General features: G+C 65.0%; 16 protein-coding genes. 5 read left to right on the top strand and 11 right to left on the bottom strand.

What is annotated here, in order from left to right; translation table 11 throughout:
• Window positions 1–28: 28 nt before the first annotated feature.
• From ispH to murJ, 5 genes are all read right to left on the bottom strand, one after another.
• Entirely contained in the window at window positions 29–970 is a 942-nt protein-coding gene (gene ispH, locus ACVWWJ_RS06450) for a 4-hydroxy-3-methylbut-2-enyl diphosphate reductase (protein ID WP_456967141.1), read from the bottom strand.
• A 213-nt stretch (window positions 971–1,183) separates the two neighbouring features.
• Entirely contained in the window at window positions 1,184–1,690 is a 507-nt protein-coding gene (gene lspA, locus ACVWWJ_RS06445; RefSeq protein WP_456967140.1) for a signal peptidase II, read from the bottom strand.
• 13 nt (window positions 1,691–1,703) lie between these two features.
• Complete coding sequence (gene ileS, locus ACVWWJ_RS06440; RefSeq protein ID WP_456967139.1) at window positions 1,704–4,562, bottom strand: isoleucine--tRNA ligase; 2,859 nt, start codon at window positions 4,560–4,562, stop codon at window positions 1,704–1,706.
• Between the two features lie 5 nt (window positions 4,563–4,567).
• Window positions 4,568–5,533, bottom strand: coding sequence for a bifunctional riboflavin kinase/FAD synthetase (locus ACVWWJ_RS06435; RefSeq protein ID WP_456967138.1), 966 nt, complete (start codon window positions 5,531–5,533; stop codon window positions 4,568–4,570).
• Between the two features lie 100 nt (window positions 5,534–5,633).
• Window positions 5,634–7,241 (bottom strand): murein biosynthesis integral membrane protein MurJ, encoded by a 1,608-nt coding sequence (gene murJ / locus ACVWWJ_RS06430; protein ID WP_456967137.1) that lies wholly within the window; start codon window positions 7,239–7,241, stop codon window positions 5,634–5,636.
• 199 nt (window positions 7,242–7,440) lie between these two features.
• Here murJ and rpsT point away from each other — a divergent pair, with 199 nt between their 5' ends.
• Entirely contained in the window at window positions 7,441–7,704 is a 264-nt protein-coding gene (gene rpsT / locus ACVWWJ_RS06425; RefSeq protein ID WP_159892254.1) for a 30S ribosomal protein S20, read from the top strand.
• Window positions 7,705–7,956: 252 nt separating this feature from the next.
• Here the strand turns inward: rpsT and cgtA are convergent, their stop codons facing one another.
• From cgtA to ACVWWJ_RS06405, 4 genes are all read right to left on the bottom strand, one after another.
• Window positions 7,957–9,024 carry an Obg family GTPase CgtA gene (gene cgtA, locus ACVWWJ_RS06420; RefSeq protein ID WP_159892256.1) on the bottom strand — a complete coding sequence of 356 codons (1,068 nt, stop codon included), beginning with the start codon at window positions 9,022–9,024 and terminating at the stop codon, window positions 7,957–7,959.
• Window positions 9,025–9,113: 89 nt separating this feature from the next.
• Window positions 9,114–9,371 (bottom strand): 50S ribosomal protein L27, encoded by a 258-nt coding sequence (rpmA, locus tag ACVWWJ_RS06415; protein ID WP_063571082.1) that lies wholly within the window; start codon window positions 9,369–9,371, stop codon window positions 9,114–9,116.
• Between the two features lie 19 nt (window positions 9,372–9,390).
• Window positions 9,391–9,705 carry a 50S ribosomal protein L21 gene (rplU, locus tag ACVWWJ_RS06410; RefSeq protein ID WP_071924846.1) on the bottom strand — a complete coding sequence of 105 codons (315 nt, stop codon included), beginning with the start codon at window positions 9,703–9,705 and terminating at the stop codon, window positions 9,391–9,393.
• A 278-nt stretch (window positions 9,706–9,983) separates the two neighbouring features.
• Complete coding sequence (locus ACVWWJ_RS06405; RefSeq protein ID WP_456967136.1) at window positions 9,984–10,514, bottom strand: DUF2059 domain-containing protein; 531 nt, start codon at window positions 10,512–10,514, stop codon at window positions 9,984–9,986.
• Window positions 10,515–10,716: 202 nt separating this feature from the next.
• On the opposite strand from ACVWWJ_RS06405, the gene uvrA reads away from it, so the two are divergent.
• The 4 genes from uvrA to ACVWWJ_RS06385 all read left to right on the top strand — a co-directional run bounded on the left by uvrA (window position 10,717) and on the right by ACVWWJ_RS06385 (window position 16,658).
• Window positions 10,717–13,737, top strand: coding sequence for an excinuclease ABC subunit UvrA (gene uvrA, locus ACVWWJ_RS06400; protein WP_456967135.1), 3,021 nt, complete (start codon window positions 10,717–10,719; stop codon window positions 13,735–13,737).
• Complete coding sequence (locus tag ACVWWJ_RS06395) at window positions 13,734–14,168, top strand: acyl-CoA thioesterase (RefSeq protein ID WP_456967134.1); 435 nt, start codon at window positions 13,734–13,736, stop codon at window positions 14,166–14,168. Before uvrA ends, ACVWWJ_RS06395 begins: the two co-directional genes overlap by 4 nt.
• 185 nt (window positions 14,169–14,353) lie before the next feature.
• Window positions 14,354–15,820 carry a DUF4139 domain-containing protein gene (locus ACVWWJ_RS06390; RefSeq protein ID WP_456967133.1) on the top strand — a complete coding sequence of 489 codons (1,467 nt, stop codon included), beginning with the start codon at window positions 14,354–14,356 and terminating at the stop codon, window positions 15,818–15,820.
• Window positions 15,821–15,902: 82 nt separating this feature from the next.
• Window positions 15,903–16,658, top strand: coding sequence for an enoyl-CoA hydratase/isomerase family protein (locus ACVWWJ_RS06385; RefSeq protein WP_456967132.1), 756 nt, complete (start codon window positions 15,903–15,905; stop codon window positions 16,656–16,658).
• Between the two features lie 24 nt (window positions 16,659–16,682).
• Here the strand turns inward: ACVWWJ_RS06385 and ACVWWJ_RS06380 are convergent, their stop codons facing one another.
• Window positions 16,683–17,615, bottom strand: coding sequence for a Nudix family hydrolase (locus ACVWWJ_RS06380; protein WP_456969670.1), 933 nt, complete (start codon window positions 17,613–17,615; stop codon window positions 16,683–16,685).
• The gene (locus ACVWWJ_RS06375) at window positions 17,615–18,103 is read right to left on the bottom strand and encodes a dihydrofolate reductase (protein ID WP_159892270.1); all 489 of its coding nucleotides are present in this window, start codon (window positions 18,101–18,103) and stop codon (window positions 17,615–17,617) included. The genes ACVWWJ_RS06380 and ACVWWJ_RS06375 overlap by 1 nt, the downstream gene beginning before the upstream one ends.
• Window positions 18,104–18,111 lie beyond the last annotated feature (8 nt).

Here is an 18,111-nt window from a genome sequence, read left to right as displayed (position 1 = left end):
TAGGGAAGCTTGGAGCGGGGCGCAAGCCTTAACCGGCCAGACGGAGCTCTTTAGGCAGCGCAAAGGTAATGTTTTCGGCCTCGCCGTCGAGTTCGCGGACGTTGCCGGCACCCCACGACTGCAGGCGCGCGATCACTTCCTGCACCAGTTTCTCCGGCGCCGAGGCGCCAGCGGTCACGCCGATGCGCGTCTTGCCTTCGAGCCAGCTGCGTTCGATGTGCTCCGCACCGTCGATCAGGAAGGACGTGACGCCCTGCTTTTCAGCCAGTTCCTTCAGGCGGTTCGAGTTGGAGCTATTGACCGAACCCACGACGAGGACCAGATCCACCGCTTCGGCGAGACGACGCACGGCGTCCTGGCGATTCTGCGTGGCGTAGCAGATGTCGTCCTTGCGCGGGCCTTCGATGGCGACGAACTTCGCGCGGAGTGCGCCGATGATGGCGATCGTATCGTCCACCGACAGAGTGGTCTGCGTAACGAAGGCCAGCTTGCCGGGCTGCGTCGGCGCCAAGGCGGCTACATCCTCTACCGATTCGACCAGATAGATATTGCCGCTGTTGGCCGGGTTCCACTGCCCCATCGTGCCTTCGACTTCCGGATGCCCGGCGTGGCCGATCAGGATGACGTCATGGCCCGCACGGCCGAGGCGTGCGACTTCCATATGCACCTTGGTGACCAGCGGGCACGTCGCGTCGAACACGTTGAGGCGGCGACGATCGGCTTCCTCGCGTACGGCCTTCGGCACGCCATGTGCGCTGAAGATGACTGTGGAGCCATCGGGCACTTCGTCCAGTTCCTCGACGAAGACGGCGCCATCGGCACGCAGGCGCTCGACGACGAACCGGTTGTGCACGACTTCATGCCGCACGTAGATCGGCGCACCGTAGGACTCGAGAGCGCGCTCCACGATGGCGATCGCGCGATCGACACCGGCGCAGAAACCGCGGGGATTGGCGAGCAGGATGTCCAAGGGGGACCTCGAATGAGCTGTGGCGCCTGGGCGCCGGGACCCGGGAATTATCGCATGGGTGGCAGGTGGGCGCGTTTGCGGGGCCATCGCCGATGAATCGGCTCATATCAGGCAAGAGCATCACCGCTGAAGGGGCTCCCACAAAGAGCCGGCTTTCTGTGGGAGCCGCTTCAGCGGCGAACCGCGCGCCAGCGCGGCCCGAATGCTCAACCGTCAGGTTGTCGCCGGCTTGTCCTGCCCACTGAGCAAACTGAACAAGATCATCGAAACCGCCCCGACGCTGATCGCCGAATCCGCCACGTTGAAGACCGGGAACGGATAGCTCCCCAGGAACACCTGGATGAAATCCGTCACCTTGGCCGCATGAAGCCGGTCGATGACGTTACCCAACGCGCCGCCCACGATCAGGGCCAGCGGGGCTGCCGTACGCCAGTCGCCGCGCGGGGTGCGCGACAGCCACACGCTCAGGGTGCCGCTGATCGCCACCGCCAGCAGCACGAAGAACCAGCGCTGCCAGCCGGCGCTATCGGCCAGGAAGCTGAAAGCCGCGCCGGTGTTGAAGGTGAGCGTCCAGTTGAGGATGCCCGGGATCACCGGGTGCGGGGTCTCCGCCGGCTGCAGCGCCCTCAGGGCCCACCACTTGGTGAGCTGGTCGAGCACGATCATCCCGGCGGCAAGCCAGAGCCACGAAAGCGCGTTGGGTTTGGGGCGTACGGTCATTCAGGTATTTTCCTCAGAACCAGCGGCGATCTTCGCCCTGCCCTGTCACGTTCTCGACGCAACGCCCGCAGATCTCGGGGTGTGCGGGATCCACGCCGACATCCGCGCGATGCTGCCAGCAGCGGATGCACTTCGTGGCGTCGCTCACCGCTGCCGAGACGTAAACCTCGCCACCATCGAGCTCGACGCGTTCCGCCGAGGCCGGGCGACCTTCCAACGGCGCAAGCGTGACTTCCGAGGTGATGAAGAAAAAGCGGAGTTCGCTGGCGGACTCGGCCAGCGCCGCCTGGGTGGCGATGTCGGCATGAATCGTCAGCGTGGCATCGAGCGAGGCGCCGATCTGGCCATCCTTGCGCATGCGCTCCAGCACCTGCGACGCCGTGGCGCGGACACCCAGCAGGGTCGACCACCAGCCACGGGCATCACCATCGACGCGCACGTCGAGGCCGTCGTACCAGGTTTCGAACAGAACGGACTCGCTGCGCGAACCCGGCATGCTCGCCCAGATTTCCTCGGCGGTGAACGTGACCACCGGTGCCAGCCAGCGCACCATGGCTTCGAGGATGCGATACATCGCACTCTGCGCACTGCGACGGCCACGGCTGTCCGTCGGCATCGTGTACAGGCGGTCCTTGGTGATGTCGAGGTACAGCGCACCCAGCTCGTTGGTGCAGAAATTCTGCACGCGCTGGATGATTTCCGGGAAGTCGTAGCGCTCGTACGCGGCAACGATCGCCGCCTGCGTATCGGCAGCCTGCTGCACGGCCCAGCGATCCAGGTCGAGGCAGCCGGCGGTCGGCAGCAGGTGCTTGTCCGGATCGAAACCGTCGAGGTTGCCGAGCAGGAAGCGCGCCGTGTTGCGTACGCGACGGTACGTGTCCGCCACGCGCTTGAGGATCTCGTCCGACAGCGACATCTCGTTACGGTAATCGGTCGAGCAGATCCACAGGCGCAGGATGTCCGCGCCGAGGGTCTTCATGATGTCCTGCGGCTCGATGCCGTTACCCATCGACTTCGACATCTTGCGGCCCTGCGCGTCCACGGTGAAACCGTGGGTGAGCACGTGGTCGTAAGGCGCACGGCCATGAATCGCCGCCGAGGTGAGCAACGAGGACTGGAACCAGCCACGATGCTGATCGGAGCCTTCCAGGTACATCACCTTGTATTCGCTGGCGTCGCCGGCCTGCAACTCGGGGCGTGCGCCGATAACGGCGAAGTGACTCACGCCCGAGTCGAACCACACGTCGAGGACGTCGGTGACCTTTTCGTACTTGTCCGCGTCGTCGCCGAGCAGCTCACGTGCATCCAGCGAGAACCAGGAGTCGATGCCTTCGCGAGCGACGCGCTGGGCGACCTTCTCCAGCAGCTGCACGCTGTCCGGGTGCGGCTCGTGGGTGTCTTTGTCGATGAACAACGCGATGGGCACGCCCCACGTACGCTGGCGCGAGATACACCAGTCGGGACGGCCATCGACCATGCCGGCGATGCGTTCCTCACCCCAACCCGGAACCCAGCGCACCGACTTGATCGACGAGAGCGCGGTACGACGGAGGCCGGCTTGCTCCATGCCGATGAACCACTGCGGCGTGGCGCGGAAGATCACCGGTGTCTTGTGGCGCCAGCAATGCGGGTAGCTGTGCGTGAGCTTGGCCGACGCGAGAAGCACGCCGCGATCGCGCAGCAGGTCCACGATGGCGTCGTTGGCCTTCCAGATATGCATGCCGGCGAAGGAGACATCGCCCGCGAGCGGCAGGTCGCTGCGATAGACGCCGCGGCCATCCACGTAGTTGAGCGTGCCGATGCCGTAGTGCTGACTGACCGTGAAGTCTTCCGCACCGTGGTCCGGTGAGGTGTGCACCGCACCGGTACCGTCTTCGTCGGACACGTGCTCGCCGAGGATCACCGGCACGTGCTTGTCGTAAAACGGGTGACGCAGCGGCTGGTTCTCGAGCACGGCGCCCTGCACGCGGCCGAGCACGTTCACGGACTCCACGCCGTAGCGCGCAAGCGCCTTCTCCGCCAGCGCCGAGGCGACGACGAGCAGCAGCGGCTTGCCGTTGCGCGCGGGACCTTCGACCAGCGAGTACTCGATCTCGCCACCGAGCGACACGGCCTGGCTGGACGGCAGCGTCCACGGCGTAGTCGTCCAGATCGGCACGGCGATCATGGCGTCGCCGGCGGCGATGCCGAACAGCGCGCCGAAGGAAACCGGATCTACCGCGTCATAGGCGACGTCCACGGCAGGCGAGGTTTTGTCGGCGTATTCGATCTCGGCTTCAGCCAGCGCCGATCCGCAATCGAAACACCAGTAGACGGGTTTCGCGCCGCGCACGACGTGGCCGTTCTCGACGATGCGTGCGAGCGCACGGATCATGTCGGCTTCGTAAGTGAAATCCAGCGTGCGATACGGCTTTTCCCAGTCGCCGAGGACACCGAGGCGCTTGAAGTCGACGCGCTGCAGGTCGATCTGCGCCATCGCGTACTCACGGCACTTCTGGCGGAAGGCGGCAGCGTCGAGCTTGTCGCCCGCCTTGCCGAACTTCTTCTCGATGGCGATCTCGATCGGCAGGCCGTGGCAGTCCCAGCCCGGCACGTAGGGCGCACGGTAGCCGGCCATGAGCTTCGACTTGACCACGACGTCCTTGAGCACCTTGTTCACGGCATGCCCAAGGTGAATCGCGCCGTTCGCATACGGCGGGCCGTCGTGCAGCACGAACACCTTGTCGCGGTCGGCGGCCTTTTCCTGGATCTGCGCGTAGCGGTTCACGCGCTCCCAGTTGGCCAGCCAGCCCGGCTCGCGCTTGGGCAGGTCGCCGCGCATCGGGAAGGCCGTCTGCGGCAGGTTGATGGTGTTCTTGTAATCCTGGGTCATCGCTGTCAACCGTGGGTTTCTGGGGCAAGTATGGGGTTCATCCCAAGAGCCTGCCGGGCGGCCATCTCGTCCTGGCGCATTTGCGCGGTCAGGGCATCGAGGTCGTCGAATTTTTCTTCGTCACGCAGTTTGCGGACGAACTCCACGCCGATACGCTGGCCGTAAAGATCGCCCGAGAAGTCGAAAAGGTGCGCTTCGAGCAGGGGCTCGCGCACCTCGTTCACCGTGGGCCGATAGCCCAGGCTGGCCACGCCCGGCCAGCTGCAGGGACCCTCACCGACGCCGATGCGCACGGCAAAGATGCCCTGCACCGGGCTGACCCTCTCACTGAGATGGACGTTAGCAGTCGGATATCCAAGGGTGCGACCGAGTTGCTGGCCGTGTTCGACGTGACCGTCGATCACGAAGGGCCGACCCAACAGGCGCGCCGCTTCGGCGAAACGACTCTCGCCGAGCAAGGTGCGCACCTTCGACGAGGACACGCGCTCGCCGTCGACCAGCACCGGCGGCACGGCGTGGGCCGTGAAGCCCAGCTCGGCACCCATGCTCTTCAGCAACGCGAAATCCCCACCGCGGCGGTGACCGAAGCGAAAATCCTCGCCGACCCAGACTTCGCGGGCAGCGAGCCGGCCGACGATCACCCGGCGCACGAAGTCCTCGGCGGACATCGCGGTGAGTGCCTCGTCGAAGCGCAGCGACAGCAGCTCACGGATGCCCGCGGCGGCCATGCCTTCGGCTTTTTCGCGCACGCCAGACAGGCGCGGCACCGGTTCCTTCGAGAAAAAGGCACGCGGCAGGGGTTCGAAGGTGATCACGGCGGGCACGAAACCCCGTGCCTCGGCGCGGCGACGCACCTCGTCGAGGATGGTCTGGTGGCCCAGGTGCAGGCCGTCGAAAGCGCCGATCGCGACGATGCTGCCCTCGGGTGCAAGGCAGGGTCCGTCGACGTCGCGATGGAGTCGCAGCGTCATGCGTGGGCGTCCTGGATGCGATGCGGAATAAAAGCCATCGGGCCAGTATAGCCGGGCCATTGCGCCGCACAATGCGACGCGCCGGCTCGCCTTGCGTGGCTCAGCGGGTGCGCAGGTCGCGAGGGCGGAAGCCCATCGCGAGCAGCGCCACGACATAGGTGCCGCCGCCGGCCGCGACCAGTGTGACGAGACGCCAGACACGGTGCCATTTCTCGACATCGGTCCACTCCGGCCACAGGACCAGACCGGCCAGCAGGACGGCAATCATCGCCGCGCAGGCTACGCCCAGGCGAAGCAGATGGCGTGCCCATCCGGGCTGGCGCTCGTAGACACCTGCCTTGCCCAACCAGCGCCAGAGCAGCACCAGGTTGAGGTAACTGGCTAGCGCGCTAGCCATACCCAGGGCCATGTGCAGGCCGGGAATGGTGGAGATCGCCTCGAACCAGGAACCAGCCTTCTGCGCCGGGCTCGCCCACAGGTAGAACAGTAGGGCCAGGAAGGCCACGTTGAACACCATGTTGGCCACCAGCGAGGCGACACCTGCACGGACAGGGGTGCGGGTGTCCTTGCGGGCGTAGAACGCCGGCAGGATCACCTTGACCAGGGCGAAGGCAGGCAGGCCGAAGCTCAGGGCCGAAATCGACAGTGAGGCCATGCGCGTATCGAAGGCGGTGAAGGCGCCGTTCTGGAAGATCGTCGCTACCAGGGGCACCGAAAGAATCATCAAGGCGAACATCGCCGGCACCGCGATCAGCAGGGTCGTGCGCAGGCCCCAGTCCAGCGCGCGCGAAAAGCCCTCCTTGTCGGAACCCACGTGATGCCGCGACAGCGAGGGAAGGATCACGGTGCCGAGCGCAACGCCAAACACGCCCAGGGGCAGCTCGAGAAAACGGTCTGCCTGGGACAGCCAGCTCTGCGAGCCGGCTACCAGCAGGGAGGCGATCACCGTATCCAGCAGCAGGTTGATCTGCGCCACTGAGGAACCGAACAGGGTCGGCACCATCAGCCGCATGATCCGGCGCACGTCCGGCGAGCTCCAGCCCCACCGCGGGAGCGCGAGCAGATCGAGGCGGCGCAACGTGGGCAACTGGAAGGCCAGCTGGAGCATGCCGGCGACCAGGATGGCCCAGCCCATCGCCATGATCGGCGTGTGCAGCCGCGGCGCGAGCCACAGGGCGCCGCCAATCATGCACAGGTTGAGAATCACGGGGGTGAGCGCTGGGAGCCCGAACTTATGGAAGCTGTTGAGTGCGCCGCCGCTAAGGGCCGTCAGCGAGACGAACAGGAGAAAAGGAAAAGTCAGCCGCAGCAGGTTGACGGTGAGCTCGAATTTCTCGGGTGTTTCCACAGCGCCCGGCGAAAACAGCGCGGTCACCTGCGGCGCGAAGATCACGCCCAGTGCCACGACCAGGAGCAACACCCCGCCCAATGTGCCCGCCGTGCGCGACATCAGTTGCTTGAGGTCGTCGTGGGGACGAGTCTCCTTGACCTCGGTAAACACCGGCACGAACGCCGTGGAAAAAGAGCCCTCGGCAAACAGCCGGCGCATGAAATTCGGAATGCGGAAGGCCACCCAGAAAGCGTCGGTGGCGGCGTTGGCGCCGAACGAGTGGTTGATCGCCATGTCGCGGACCAGGCCGAGCACGCGCGAAACCATGGTCATGCCGCTGAAAGACAGCGCGCCGCGAAGAAGGCTGGGGGTTTTCATCCGTGTCCGGGTGACTGCAAACCCCTAGTTTGACAGCGGCGGCCTAGCGGAGGACAGTCTGCGGTCTGGAATTTCACGGGCAGTGTGCCCGCCCCGCCCAACAGACCCGCTCACGCGGGCTCTAAGCTATTGACGCGACCCGTCTTTGGCCTCAAAATGGGCGTCTTTCTTAAAACCAACAGAACTCTGGAGCTTCACCTTGGCCAACATCAAGTCCGCGAAGAAGCGTGCGCGTCAGTCGGAGCAGCGCCGTCTGCGCAACGTCAGCGCGCGTTCCATGGTGCGTTCCGCACTGAAGAAGGTCGTCAAGGCGATCGACGCCAAGGATAAGGCCAGCGCAGTCACGGCTTACGCCGTCGCCGTGCCGGTGATGGACCGCTATGCTGCACGCGGCCTCATCCACAAGAACAAGGCTGCCCGTCACAAGAGCCGCCTGAACGCGAAGATCCGCGACCTGGCGTAATTGCCTGCGCGACATCGTTGTTCGCAAAAAAGCCGGCGCAAGCCGGCTTTTTTGTTGCTTCCGATTTTGTGGGAGCCGATTTCTGGGGCACCCGATTTTTGTGGGAGCCGATTCATCGGCGATCCCGCGGCAGCGGGCCAGTCTGTGGCAAGCACCCCATCGCCGCTGAAGCGGCTCCCACACGAGGGGAACAATAGCCCCTGATACACCGCTTCGTTGGCTTTTCGCCGCTGAAGCGGCTCCTACATTTACTTATTCGCCGCGCATGCGCACGTCGTCGGACATTTCCTTGTTCTCGCGCTGCTTTTCGCGCTCCGCATCGAAGAACTGCTGCACCTTGAGGCAGACGTCCCAGGTGCCGAGTTCACCGGCGGCGGATACGAGGAACCAGGGGTCCTTCCACTCCAGACGAGCGACGATGTCGTCAGCCACGCGATGGAGTTCGGCCTCGTCGGAGAATACGTCGGATTTGTTGATGACCAGCCAACGGGGGCGGGTAACCAGTTCGGCATCGAATTCAGCCAGCTCCTTCTCGATGGTGCGCACCTGCTCCACCGGATCGGAACCGTCGATCGGCTGGATGTCGACCACGTGCAGCAAGAGGCTGGTGCGCGACACATGGCGGAGGAACTGGATGCCCAGACCCGCGCCTTCAGCCGCGCCTTCGATGATGCCCGGGATATCTGCGATCACGAAGCTCTGGTCGTAGCCGATACGCACCACACCCAGGTTCGGGTGCAGCGTGGTGAACGGGTAGTCCGCCACGCGCGGCGTCGCTGCCGATACCGCACGAATGAAGGTGCTCTTGCCCGCATTGGGGAAGCCAAGCAGACCGACATCCGCGAGCAGGCGCATCTCGAGCTTGATGTCACGCACTTCACCGGGGGTGCCGGGCGTGAACTTGCGCGGAGCACGGTTTACCGAGCTCTTGAAATGGATGTTGCCGAGGCCGCCGCGACCGCCCTGCGCCACCTTGAGGCGCTGGCCATGCGCCGTCAGGTCACCGATGACTTCGTCGGTGTCGACGTTGATCACGATCGTACCGACCGGCACGCGGACTTCGGAATCTTCGCCGCCTTTGCCGTACATCTGGCTGCCCATGCCACCCTGCCCGCGCTCAGCCTTGAAGGCGCGCATGTGGCGGAAGTCGACGAGCGTATTGAGGCCTTCGTCCGCAACGAGCCAGACCGAACCACCATTGCCGCCGTCGCCGCCATCGGGGCCGCCGAAGGGGATGAATTTCTCTCGACGGAAGCTGACGCAGCCGTTGCCGCCGGTACCGGCCGTGACCCTGATCTGTGCTTCGTCGACGAATTTCATGGGAAGGGAACCTGGTGAAGAAGTGATACTGCTTTACAAACGAAAAGCCCCGCCGTGGGCGGGGCCTTCGTCATCGCGTCGAAACAGGCTTACGCCGTGACGACGTCGACAAACTTGCGACCCTTTTCGCCACGGACCTTGAAGGCAACCGTGCCGTCGATCAGGGCGAACAGGGTGTGGTCGCGGCCGAGGCCGACGCCCACGCCAGCGTGGAACTTGGTGCCACGCTGACGAACGATGATGTTGCCGGCTTCAACAGCCTGGCCGCCATAGATCTTCACACCGAGATACTTCGGGTTCGAATCGCGACCGTTGCGGCTGGAACCTACGCCTTTTTTATGTGCCATGACTCATATCCTCCGCAGATCAGGCGTTGATGCCAGTGATCTGGATTTCGGTGTAATGCTGACGATGTCCCTGCGTACGCTTGTAGTGCTTACGACGACGGAACTTGACGATGCGGATCTTATCCGCGCGGCCGTGGGCGCGAACCGTCGCGCTGACGGTGGCACCGGCGACCAAGGGGGCACCAATGGTGACCGACTCGCCTTCGCCTACCAGGAGGACCTGGTCGAACTGGACGGTGGAATCGACTTCGGCGGTGAGCAGTTCGACGCGCAGGATTTCGCCTGCCATCACACGATACTGCTTGCCACCGGTCTTGATGACTGCGTAGCTCATGGTTGTTTCCTGTTGCTGATTATGTAGTTCTTTTTAGGGTCTTGCGGGTGTTGCGAACTGCGAATTATAGCCAAGGGGAAAAGGCAAGGTCAATCAGATGGTTAAGGCGAAGCGGAGCCGGCTCTGCGGCCGGTCGACGACTCGCCATAATTCCATATAGATCAACAGGATACTCAGGTATCGATTTCTGTGGGAGCCGCTTCCGCGGCGACAGGGTTCACCTCAACCCGGCCCGCTGCCGCGGATCGCCGCTGAAGCGGCTCCCACAAGGTGTGTACTTACTTCTTCTTCGCGGGTGCGGGGGCCGGCGCCGGGGCGGAACCCGCCGGCTTTGCGGCGGTGCCGGTCGCCGGGCACTGCCCCTGCGGGTTCAGCGTTCCCTGGCTCTGCAGCTGGGAAATCATGTGCTGGCCGCGCTCCTGGCCCCACGCCTTGCCGATCTGCATGCCTTCGGCCATGGTCGCCGGCATCTGGGTGATCACCTTCTGGCCCAGGGGCGAACGGTAGAACTTGAGCAGGCCGTCGATGTCCTCGGCGGTGAAATGCTTCTGGTACACCGGCACCATGCGGCCGATCAGCTGGTTGGTGGCGTTGGCGTCCACGAAGCCCTGCCAGTAGCTGGCCGGCACGCAGGGCAGCGCGTTCTGCATGACGCCCGCCATCTGGCTGTTCATCTGGCTGAGCATGCGGCCCATGCCCACGGCGTCCATCAGCTGGCGTACCTGCTGATCGCTGGGCTGCGCCGCGAGCGCCTGTCCCGTACAACCCGCCAGCACCAGGCCGGCGGCGATCCCTGTCCACTTACGCATGCGTCACGTTCCTCATTGGGATGGATGGCACACCCCTCCCCGGGGTGACGGCCATGGTAGCCGCGTCAGGGGCATCCGGGTACGCCTTCACGGCCGGGTACCGATCCCGCAAATCACCTGTGCTGAACCGTCACAAGTCGAGGCGGAATGAAGGCGGAAAACCCTTGGTATAGTCAGCGGCTTCCCCCATTTATGTCGGCACATGGACAGCATACGCATCCGCGGCGCCCGCACGCACAATCTCAAGAATATCGACCTCGACCTGCCCCGCGATCGCCTGATCGTGATCACGGGGCTGTCCGGGTCCGGTAAATCCTCGCTGGCTTTCGACACGATTTATGCCGAAGGCCAGCGTCGCTATGTCGAGTCGTTGTCCGCCTACGCGCGGCAATTCCTCTCGATCATGGAAAAACCGGACGTGGACACGATCGAAGGCCTCTCCCCGGCCATCTCGATCGAGCAGAAGTCGACTTCCCATAATCCTCGCTCCACCGTCGGTACGATCACCGAGGTGTACGACTACCTGCGCCTGCTGTATGCGCGCGTCGGCACGCCCCGTTGCCCGACCCATGGCATCGCGCTGGAAGCACAGACCGTCAGCCAGATGGTCGACACCGCGATGGCGCTGGACGCCGACAAGCGCTGGATGCTCCTGGCGCCCGTGATCCGTGAGCGCAAGGGCGAGCATGTGCAGGTCTTCGACCAGCTCCGTGCCCAGGGTTTTGTCCGCGCCCGCGTGGACGGTGAGGTGTATGACCTCGATGCCGTGCCGCCACTGACCCTGCGTCAGAAACATACGATCGAAGCGGTCATCGATCGCTTCCGTCCGCGCGAAGACATAAAGCAGCGTCTGGCCGAGTCGTTCGAGACCGCGCTGCGTCTCGGTGAAGGCATTGTCGTTCTTGTCGACATGGACGATGCCAAGGCGCCGGAGCAGGTGTTCTCGTCGCGCTTCTCCTGCCCCATGTGTGACTACTCGCTGCCCGAACTCGAGCCGCGCCTGTTCTCCTTCAATTCGCCGGTCGGCGCCTGCCCGACCTGCGACGGCCTGGGCGTGACCCAGGTGTTCGATCCGTCGCGCGTGGTCGGCCACCCCGAGCTCAGCCTCGCTGGCGGCGCCATTCGTGGATGGGATCGCCGCAACGCGCACTACTTCCAGCTGATCATCTCGCTGGCGAAGTACTACGGCTTCGATCCCGAGACCCCCTGGCGCGAGCTGGCCAAGCCGATGCAGAACGCGGTGCTGAACGGATCGGGCAAGGATGTGATTCCGTTCCGCTACATCACGGACCGTGGCGGCAAGGTCACCCGCGAGCATAAGTTCGAGGGCATCCTGCCTAACCTCGAGCGTCGCTATCGCGAAACCGAGTCGGCGGCCGTGCGCGAAGAACTGTCGCGTTACATCGCGGATCATCCCTGCCCGGATTGCGGCGGCCAGCGACTGAACCCGTCGGCCCGAAATGTGTTCGTCGCCGACCGCGCGATTCCCGAGATCACCTCGCTGGCGATCGACAACGCGCTGGGCTTCTTCGAAGGCCTGAAGCTGCCCGGTTGGCGCGGCGAGATCGCGGTGAAGATCGTCAAGGAAATTCGCGAGCGGCTGACCTTCCTCAACGATGTCGGCCTCAACTACCTCACGCTCGATCGCCAGGCGGACTCGCTGTCCGGCGGCGAGGCGCAGCGCATCCGCTTGGCCAGCCAGATCGGCGCCGGCCTCGTGGGCGTGATGTACGTGCTCGACGAGCCGTCGATCGGCCTGCACCAGCGCGACAACGAGCGCCTGCTCGGCACCCTCACCCGCCTGCGCGACCTTGGCAACACGGTGATCGTGGTCGAACACGACGAGGATGCCATCCGCGCGGCCGACCATGTCCTCGACATCGGCCCCGGCGCGGGCGTGCACGGCGGCGAGATCGTCGGCCAGGGCACACTGGAAGACATCCTCGCCTCGCCGCGGTCGGTCACGGCGAAGTACCTGACCGGCGAGCGCGGCATCCGCGTGCCGAAGACACGCCGCCAGCCCCGCGACGACCAGTGGATCGAGCTCAAGGGCGCGACGGGCAACAACCTGAAGGACGTCGACGTCCGCATTCCGGTCGGCACGTTCACCTGCGTCACCGGCGTCTCAGGCTCGGGCAAGTCCACGCTGATCAACGACACCTTCTATCGCCTCGCGGCGATGGAACTCAACGGCGCGGGCGAGCAGCCGGCACCGTACGAGTCGATCGAGGGCCTCGAGCTGTTCGACAAAGTGGTCGACATCGACCAGTCGCCGATCGGCCGCACGCCGCGTTCCAATCCCGCCACCTACACCGGCCTGTTCACGCCACTGCGTGAGCTATACGCGCAGGTGCCCGAGTCGCGGCAGCGCGGTTACTCGGCGGGTCGCTTCAGCTTCAACGTGCGCGGTGGCCGCTGCGAGGCCTGCGAAGGCGACGGCATGATCAAGGTGGAGATGCACTTCCTCCCGGACGTGTACGTGCCTTGCGATGTCTGCCACGGCAAGCGCTACAACCGCGAGACGCTGGAGGTGCTCTACAAGGGCCACACCATCGCCGACGTGCTCGACATGACCGTGGAAGACGCGTTCAAACTGTTCGAGCCTGTGCCGGTGATCGCACGCAAGCTGGAAACCCTGCGCGCGGTCGGTCTGGATTACATCAAGCTCGGCCAGAGTGCGACGACGCTGTCCGGTGGTGAAGCGCAGCGCGTGAAGCTGTCGAAGGAGTTGTCCAAGCGCGACACGGGCAGCACGCTCTATATCCTCGACGAACCGACGACTGGCCTGCACTTCCACGATATCGAACAGCTGCTCGACGTGCTCCACAAGCTGGTCGAGCACGGCAATACGGTTGTCGTCATCGAGCACAACCTTGACGTCATCAAGACGGCGGACTGGCTGATCGATCTCGGCCCCGAGGGCGGTTCTGGCGGTGGGCGCATCCTGGTCAGCGGCACGCCGGAAACGGTCGCGGCGACAAAGGAATCGCACACCGGCCGTTTCCTGAAGTCACATCTGGTGCCGATTGCCGCGCCGGTGGCGAAGGGTGGCGGCAAGCCGCCTGCAAAGGCGGCCGGCGCGAAGGCTTCCGTCAAGGCGCCAGCTAAGGCAGCCGCTAAGGCGCCAGCCAAGGCAGCCGGGCCTGCTGCCGCGAAGAAAGCCGCACCTGCCAAATCCACAGCGAAGACGGCTCCGGCCGCAAAGAAGAAGAAAACCGCATGAGCACCGACGCCTCGAACACGCCTGTTCCGCTCTTCATCACGCCCATGGACGTCCGCTGGCAGGACCTGGATGCCTACCGCCACGTCAACAACGCGAACTACCTGGTCTACTTGCAGGAAGCACGCCTGCAGTGGCTGCGCACGCTGCCCGGTAGCTGGTACAGCGAAGAGAGCGCGCCAGTGATGGCGCACAGCGAGATCAACTACCGCCTGCCGATCGAATGGCCGGCGGATATCCAGATCGAGCTGTTCGTCAACCGTCTCGGCACAAGCTCGATGACCGTCGGCCACCGTATCGTCAATTCCGAAGATGCGACGAAGATCCACGCGGACGGCAGCGTCACCATGGTCTGGATCAACACCAAGACCGGCCGGCCGGTACCGCTGCCGCAGGTGATCCGCGACGCCGTCGCCGAAGCGCAGGGCGGCTGAGAGTTTTCTGTGGGAGCCGATTTATCGGCGATAGACCTTACGGCGTCACCGCTTCGTTGGCTTTTCGCCGCTGAAGCGGCTCCCACATTGCTTTTCGCCGCTGAAGCGGCTCCCACATTGCCCGATGCTACAGCGTTCATTTCTCCCCGGTATGATCTTGCGGGTTCATCACGGAGAGAGACCTTATGTCGCGTCGCCTACTCGTTCTCGCGATCGCCAGCGCCATCGTGCTGCCGGCCTTCGCCGCCACCGACGAGCGCACCGCGCTCACCCTCTACCGCGCGGAGGGCGACCAGCTTTTCGCCACCAACGGCGAAGCGGTATCGGGCGACGGCTACGCCGTCGTCCATGAACGCCGCAGTTTCGAGCTGAAAGGCGGCGCGCAGGACCTTTCCATCGACGGCCTCCCTTCCGCCCTGGACAGCGAAGCGCTCTCCCTGCGCTTCCCTGGCAAGGGCACGCGGGTGGTTTCGCAGCGCCTGCTGCTCGGCCAGGGCTTCGAGGGCGCCGTCGCTGGCCTCGTCGGCCACAACGTGACAGCCATCGGCAGTACGGGCCAACCTATCGCCAGCGGCACGCTGGTACGCGGTGGCGACACGCTGGTGATCCGCGAAGCCAGCGGTCAGGCCAGCCTGATCAAGAACTACTCGGCACTGCGCGCGGCGGACGCCACCGACTTCGCCCGCGGCTCCACGCTGCAGGTGCGCGTGACCGGCGGCAGCGCAGGCAACACCACCGCACAGCTGGACTATCCGACCTCCGGGCTGGGCTGGCGCGGTGCGTACGTCGCGACCATCGCTCCCGGCGCCACCTGCAAGATGAATTTCGACGCCTCGGCGAGCATCGCCAACCGCAGCGGCCGGGACTGGAAAGATGTCTCCCTGAAGCTGGTTGCCGGCGATGCGCAACGCGCCAAGGCCCCACCGCAGCCGAAGGTCTTCATGGCCCGCGCTGCACCGGCGCCGATGGCCATGGATGCCGGCTACGCGGAACCGCACCAGGCAACGCTCGGCGACCTGCGTACATACACGCTTCCCGCCGCGGTCGACCTGCCCGACGGCAGCGTGACGCAGACACCGCTGTACGACAGTCGCGTGCTCGATTGCGAACGCGAGGCCGTGTACGACACCAACATGCGCTACTACGGCAACCAGCCGCGCATGGAGCGCGACATCGGCATGCCGCCGACCACGCAGATTGTCTCGAACCTGCGCTTCAAGGCGTTCGATACCCTGCCGTCGGGTTACGTGCGCGTCCTGACCACCGACCGCGACGGCAATGCCGAGCTGCTCGGCGAGGGTCGCCTGGACGACACGCCGAAGAACAAGGACGCGACCATCTCACTCGGGAACGCGATCGACCTCACCGCCACGCGCGAGCAGACTTCGTTCAGCGCGGACGCTGCCTCCCGCCGGATCGACGAAGGCACCCGCCTGACCCTCACCAATGCAGGGGATAGCAAGCGCACGATCACGGTGCGAGAGCACCCGAGCCGCTGGCGTGCGTGGACCGTCACGTCCTCGTCGGTCAAACCGACCAAGTCGACGCCGGACTTGCTGGAGTTTCAGGTCGACGTACCCGCGAACGGCTCGGTCAACCTCGATTACGCCCTGCGCTACATCTGGGCGGACGCCGACCTTCCGCACCCGTAAGGCCCGGCACGACCGCAGTGCGGCATGCCCTTGCCGCACTGCCCGGTCATAATCGCCTCAACACCATCACGGACACGTGCCCATGCTCGACATCCTTCCCCACGACGGCGACATCCATGAAATCCGGATGGCACGCGCGCCGGTCAATGCCTTCGACATCAACCTCGTGCGCGCGCTGCGCGAAGCGATCGTCGAAGCACCATCCAGCGGTGCGCGCGGCATCGTGCTCTCGGGCGCGCAAGGCATGTTTTCCGCGGGCGTCGACGTACCTGCGCTGATCCAGCGCGATCGTGCGGGCGTGCAGGAGTTCTGGAACGAATTCTTCGCGCTCTGCGGCGCGATCGCTGCGTCACCCATTCCTACCGTTGCCGCCGTTACCGGGCACAGCCCTGCCGGTGGCGCCGTGGTCGCGTTGTTCTGCGACTACCGGATCATGGCGCACGGGCCATACAAGATCGGCCTCAACGAGGTGCAGGTGGGCCTGTCGGTACCCGAGCCGATTCAGTTCGCCATGCGCCGCATTGTCGGTAATTACCGGGCCGAGCGCCTGCTTGTCGCCGGTGCCATGGTCGATGCCGAGCAGGCGCACGCCATCGGTCTGGTAGACGAACTGGCCACGGTCGAGCAGGTGGTGCAGCGCGCGGTGATCTGGATGACCGACATGCTGAAGCTGCCGCCGAAGGCCATGCTGCGCACGCGAGCGATCGCGCGGGCGGATCTGGTCGAGGTCTGGGGCGATACGACCGATCTGCTCGATCCGGGGTTCATCGACGACTTCTTTGCGGAGGAGACGCAGGGGGTGTTGAAGGCGCTGGTGGCTCGGTTGAAGTCGAAGTAAGGATCGCTTCGCGATCCTATCGCCTCACAAAAACCCACTAATCCCCGCAACCCCCTGCGCCGCATGCAGCTGCGCATCCATCCCGTCTTCCGGCCCCAGCCCACCCAGCGCATACACCGGCAACGAGGCCGCTTCCGCCAGCTGCGCGAAGCGCGGCCATCCGAGCGGTTCGGCATCGGGATGACTCGCCGTGTGATTCACCGGCGATAGCGTGGCGAAGTCGCAACCCAGCGCGGAGGCGCGCGCAAGCTCCGCTGCGTCATGGCAGGACGCCGCGACGATTTGTGACAGCGGCAAGGGCCTGGCCTCAAGCCCGTGAAGTTGCGATGCCGTCAGATGGACGCCTGCGCCTTCGCCAAGTTCGAGGGCCCCTTCGATATCCCGATTGAGCAGTAAGGTCGCGCCGTGGGCCCTCACCGCCGGCAGCACCCCGGCAGCCACCGCGCGCGCCACATGCACGGGTAATCCAGGCACACGCAGCTGAAGCAACCGCTCGCCCCGAGCCAACGCGCTCGTCAGCAGGCCCAAGGCCTCATCGGCCGACACCTCGGGCGGCGTGATCGGATAGTGCGATGGCAGTCGCGTCGCGGCCAGAATCGGCCGGTCGGCCGGGGCAAGCAAGGCAGGATCGATGTCCCGGGGATCCAGCCAGCGAATCTCCGCCGCATCCAGCGCCTTCGGCTCACCCGTCCAGGCGCGCACGAGGATCGCCTCCAGCAGCATCCCGCGCTCGCCGTAGTTCCAGGGAATACGAATCAGCGCCTCGAACGACAGCGGATCCACGGCAATGCCGAGTTCCTCGTCGAGTTCACGCTCCAGCGCCATGAGCGGCGTTTCTCCCGGCTCCAGCTTGCCGCCGGGAAACTCCCACATGCCCGCCAGGTGCTTGCCCGGCGGTCGCTGCGCGATGAGGATGCGTCCGGCGCCGTCGACGAGGACGCCGGCAACCACATGCATCATACGTTGCGGACGTATTCGACCATGTCGAAGGAGTGGGCGTGTTCCTTGTCGGCCTTGTGGTGCACGCGCGACACTTCGGCCCATTCCTTGAAGTCGATACCCGGGAAGAACACGTCGGCACCGTCGACGGCAGCGTAGACCCAGGTCAGGTAAAGGGTGCGCGCGTACGGCAGCGCCTCACGGAAGACTTCGCCGCCGCCGATGACCATCAGGCCGGCGTGGTTGCAGCTGGCCTGTGCTTCGGCGACCGAGCGGACGGTGATCTGGCCCGGGAACGGCGCCTCGCCCTTGCGCGACAGCACGTAGTTGACCCGGTCCGGAAGGGCCTTGCCGATCGATTCGGCGGTCTTGCGGCCCATCAGCACGGACTTGTCGGTGGTCAGGCGCTTGAAGTGGCGCAGGTCTTCGGGGAGGTGCCAGGGCAGGCCTCCCTGCTTGCCGATGGCAAAGTTTTCGTCGAGCGCGGCAACCAGGTGAACGGACATGTAGCTTC

Source organism: Luteibacter sp. HA06 (assembly GCF_054061215.1).
Note: the sequence above shows the minus strand (reverse complement) of the source record. Positions and strands in the feature narration are given on the sequence as shown.

Coding starts and splice junctions, on each gene's coding strand:
- lspA (WP_456967140.1), bottom strand. CDS start 1,690: ATGACCGTACGCCCCAAACCCAACGCGCTTTCGTGGCTCTGGCTTGCC.
- ileS (WP_456967139.1), bottom strand. CDS start 4,562: ATGACCCAGGATTACAAGAACACCATCAACCTGCCGCAGACGGCCTTC.
- ACVWWJ_RS06435 (WP_456967138.1), bottom strand. CDS start 5,533: ATGACGCTGCGACTCCATCGCGACGTCGACGGACCCTGCCTTGCACCC.
- murJ (WP_456967137.1), bottom strand. CDS start 7,241: ATGAAAACCCCCAGCCTTCTTCGCGGCGCGCTGTCTTTCAGCGGCATG.
- cgtA (WP_159892256.1), bottom strand. CDS start 9,024: ATGAAATTCGTCGACGAAGCACAGATCAGGGTCACGGCCGGTACCGGC.
- rpmA (WP_063571082.1), bottom strand. CDS start 9,371: ATGGCACATAAAAAAGGCGTAGGTTCCAGCCGCAACGGTCGCGATTCG.
- rplU (WP_071924846.1), bottom strand. CDS start 9,705: ATGAGCTACGCAGTCATCAAGACCGGTGGCAAGCAGTATCGTGTGATG.
- ACVWWJ_RS06405 (WP_456967136.1), bottom strand. CDS start 10,514: ATGCGTAAGTGGACAGGGATCGCCGCCGGCCTGGTGCTGGCGGGTTGT.
- uvrA (WP_456967135.1), top strand. CDS start 10,717: ATGGACAGCATACGCATCCGCGGCGCCCGCACGCACAATCTCAAGAAT.
- ACVWWJ_RS06395 (WP_456967134.1), top strand. CDS start 13,734: ATGAGCACCGACGCCTCGAACACGCCTGTTCCGCTCTTCATCACGCCC.
- ACVWWJ_RS06390 (WP_456967133.1), top strand. CDS start 14,354: ATGTCGCGTCGCCTACTCGTTCTCGCGATCGCCAGCGCCATCGTGCTG.
- ACVWWJ_RS06385 (WP_456967132.1), top strand. CDS start 15,903: ATGCTCGACATCCTTCCCCACGACGGCGACATCCATGAAATCCGGATG.
- ACVWWJ_RS06380 (WP_456969670.1), bottom strand. CDS start 17,615: ATGCATGTGGTTGCCGGCGTCCTCGTCGACGGCGCCGGACGCATCCTC.
- ACVWWJ_RS06375 (WP_159892270.1), bottom strand. CDS start 18,103: ATGTCCGTTCACCTGGTTGCCGCGCTCGACGAAAACTTTGCCATCGGC.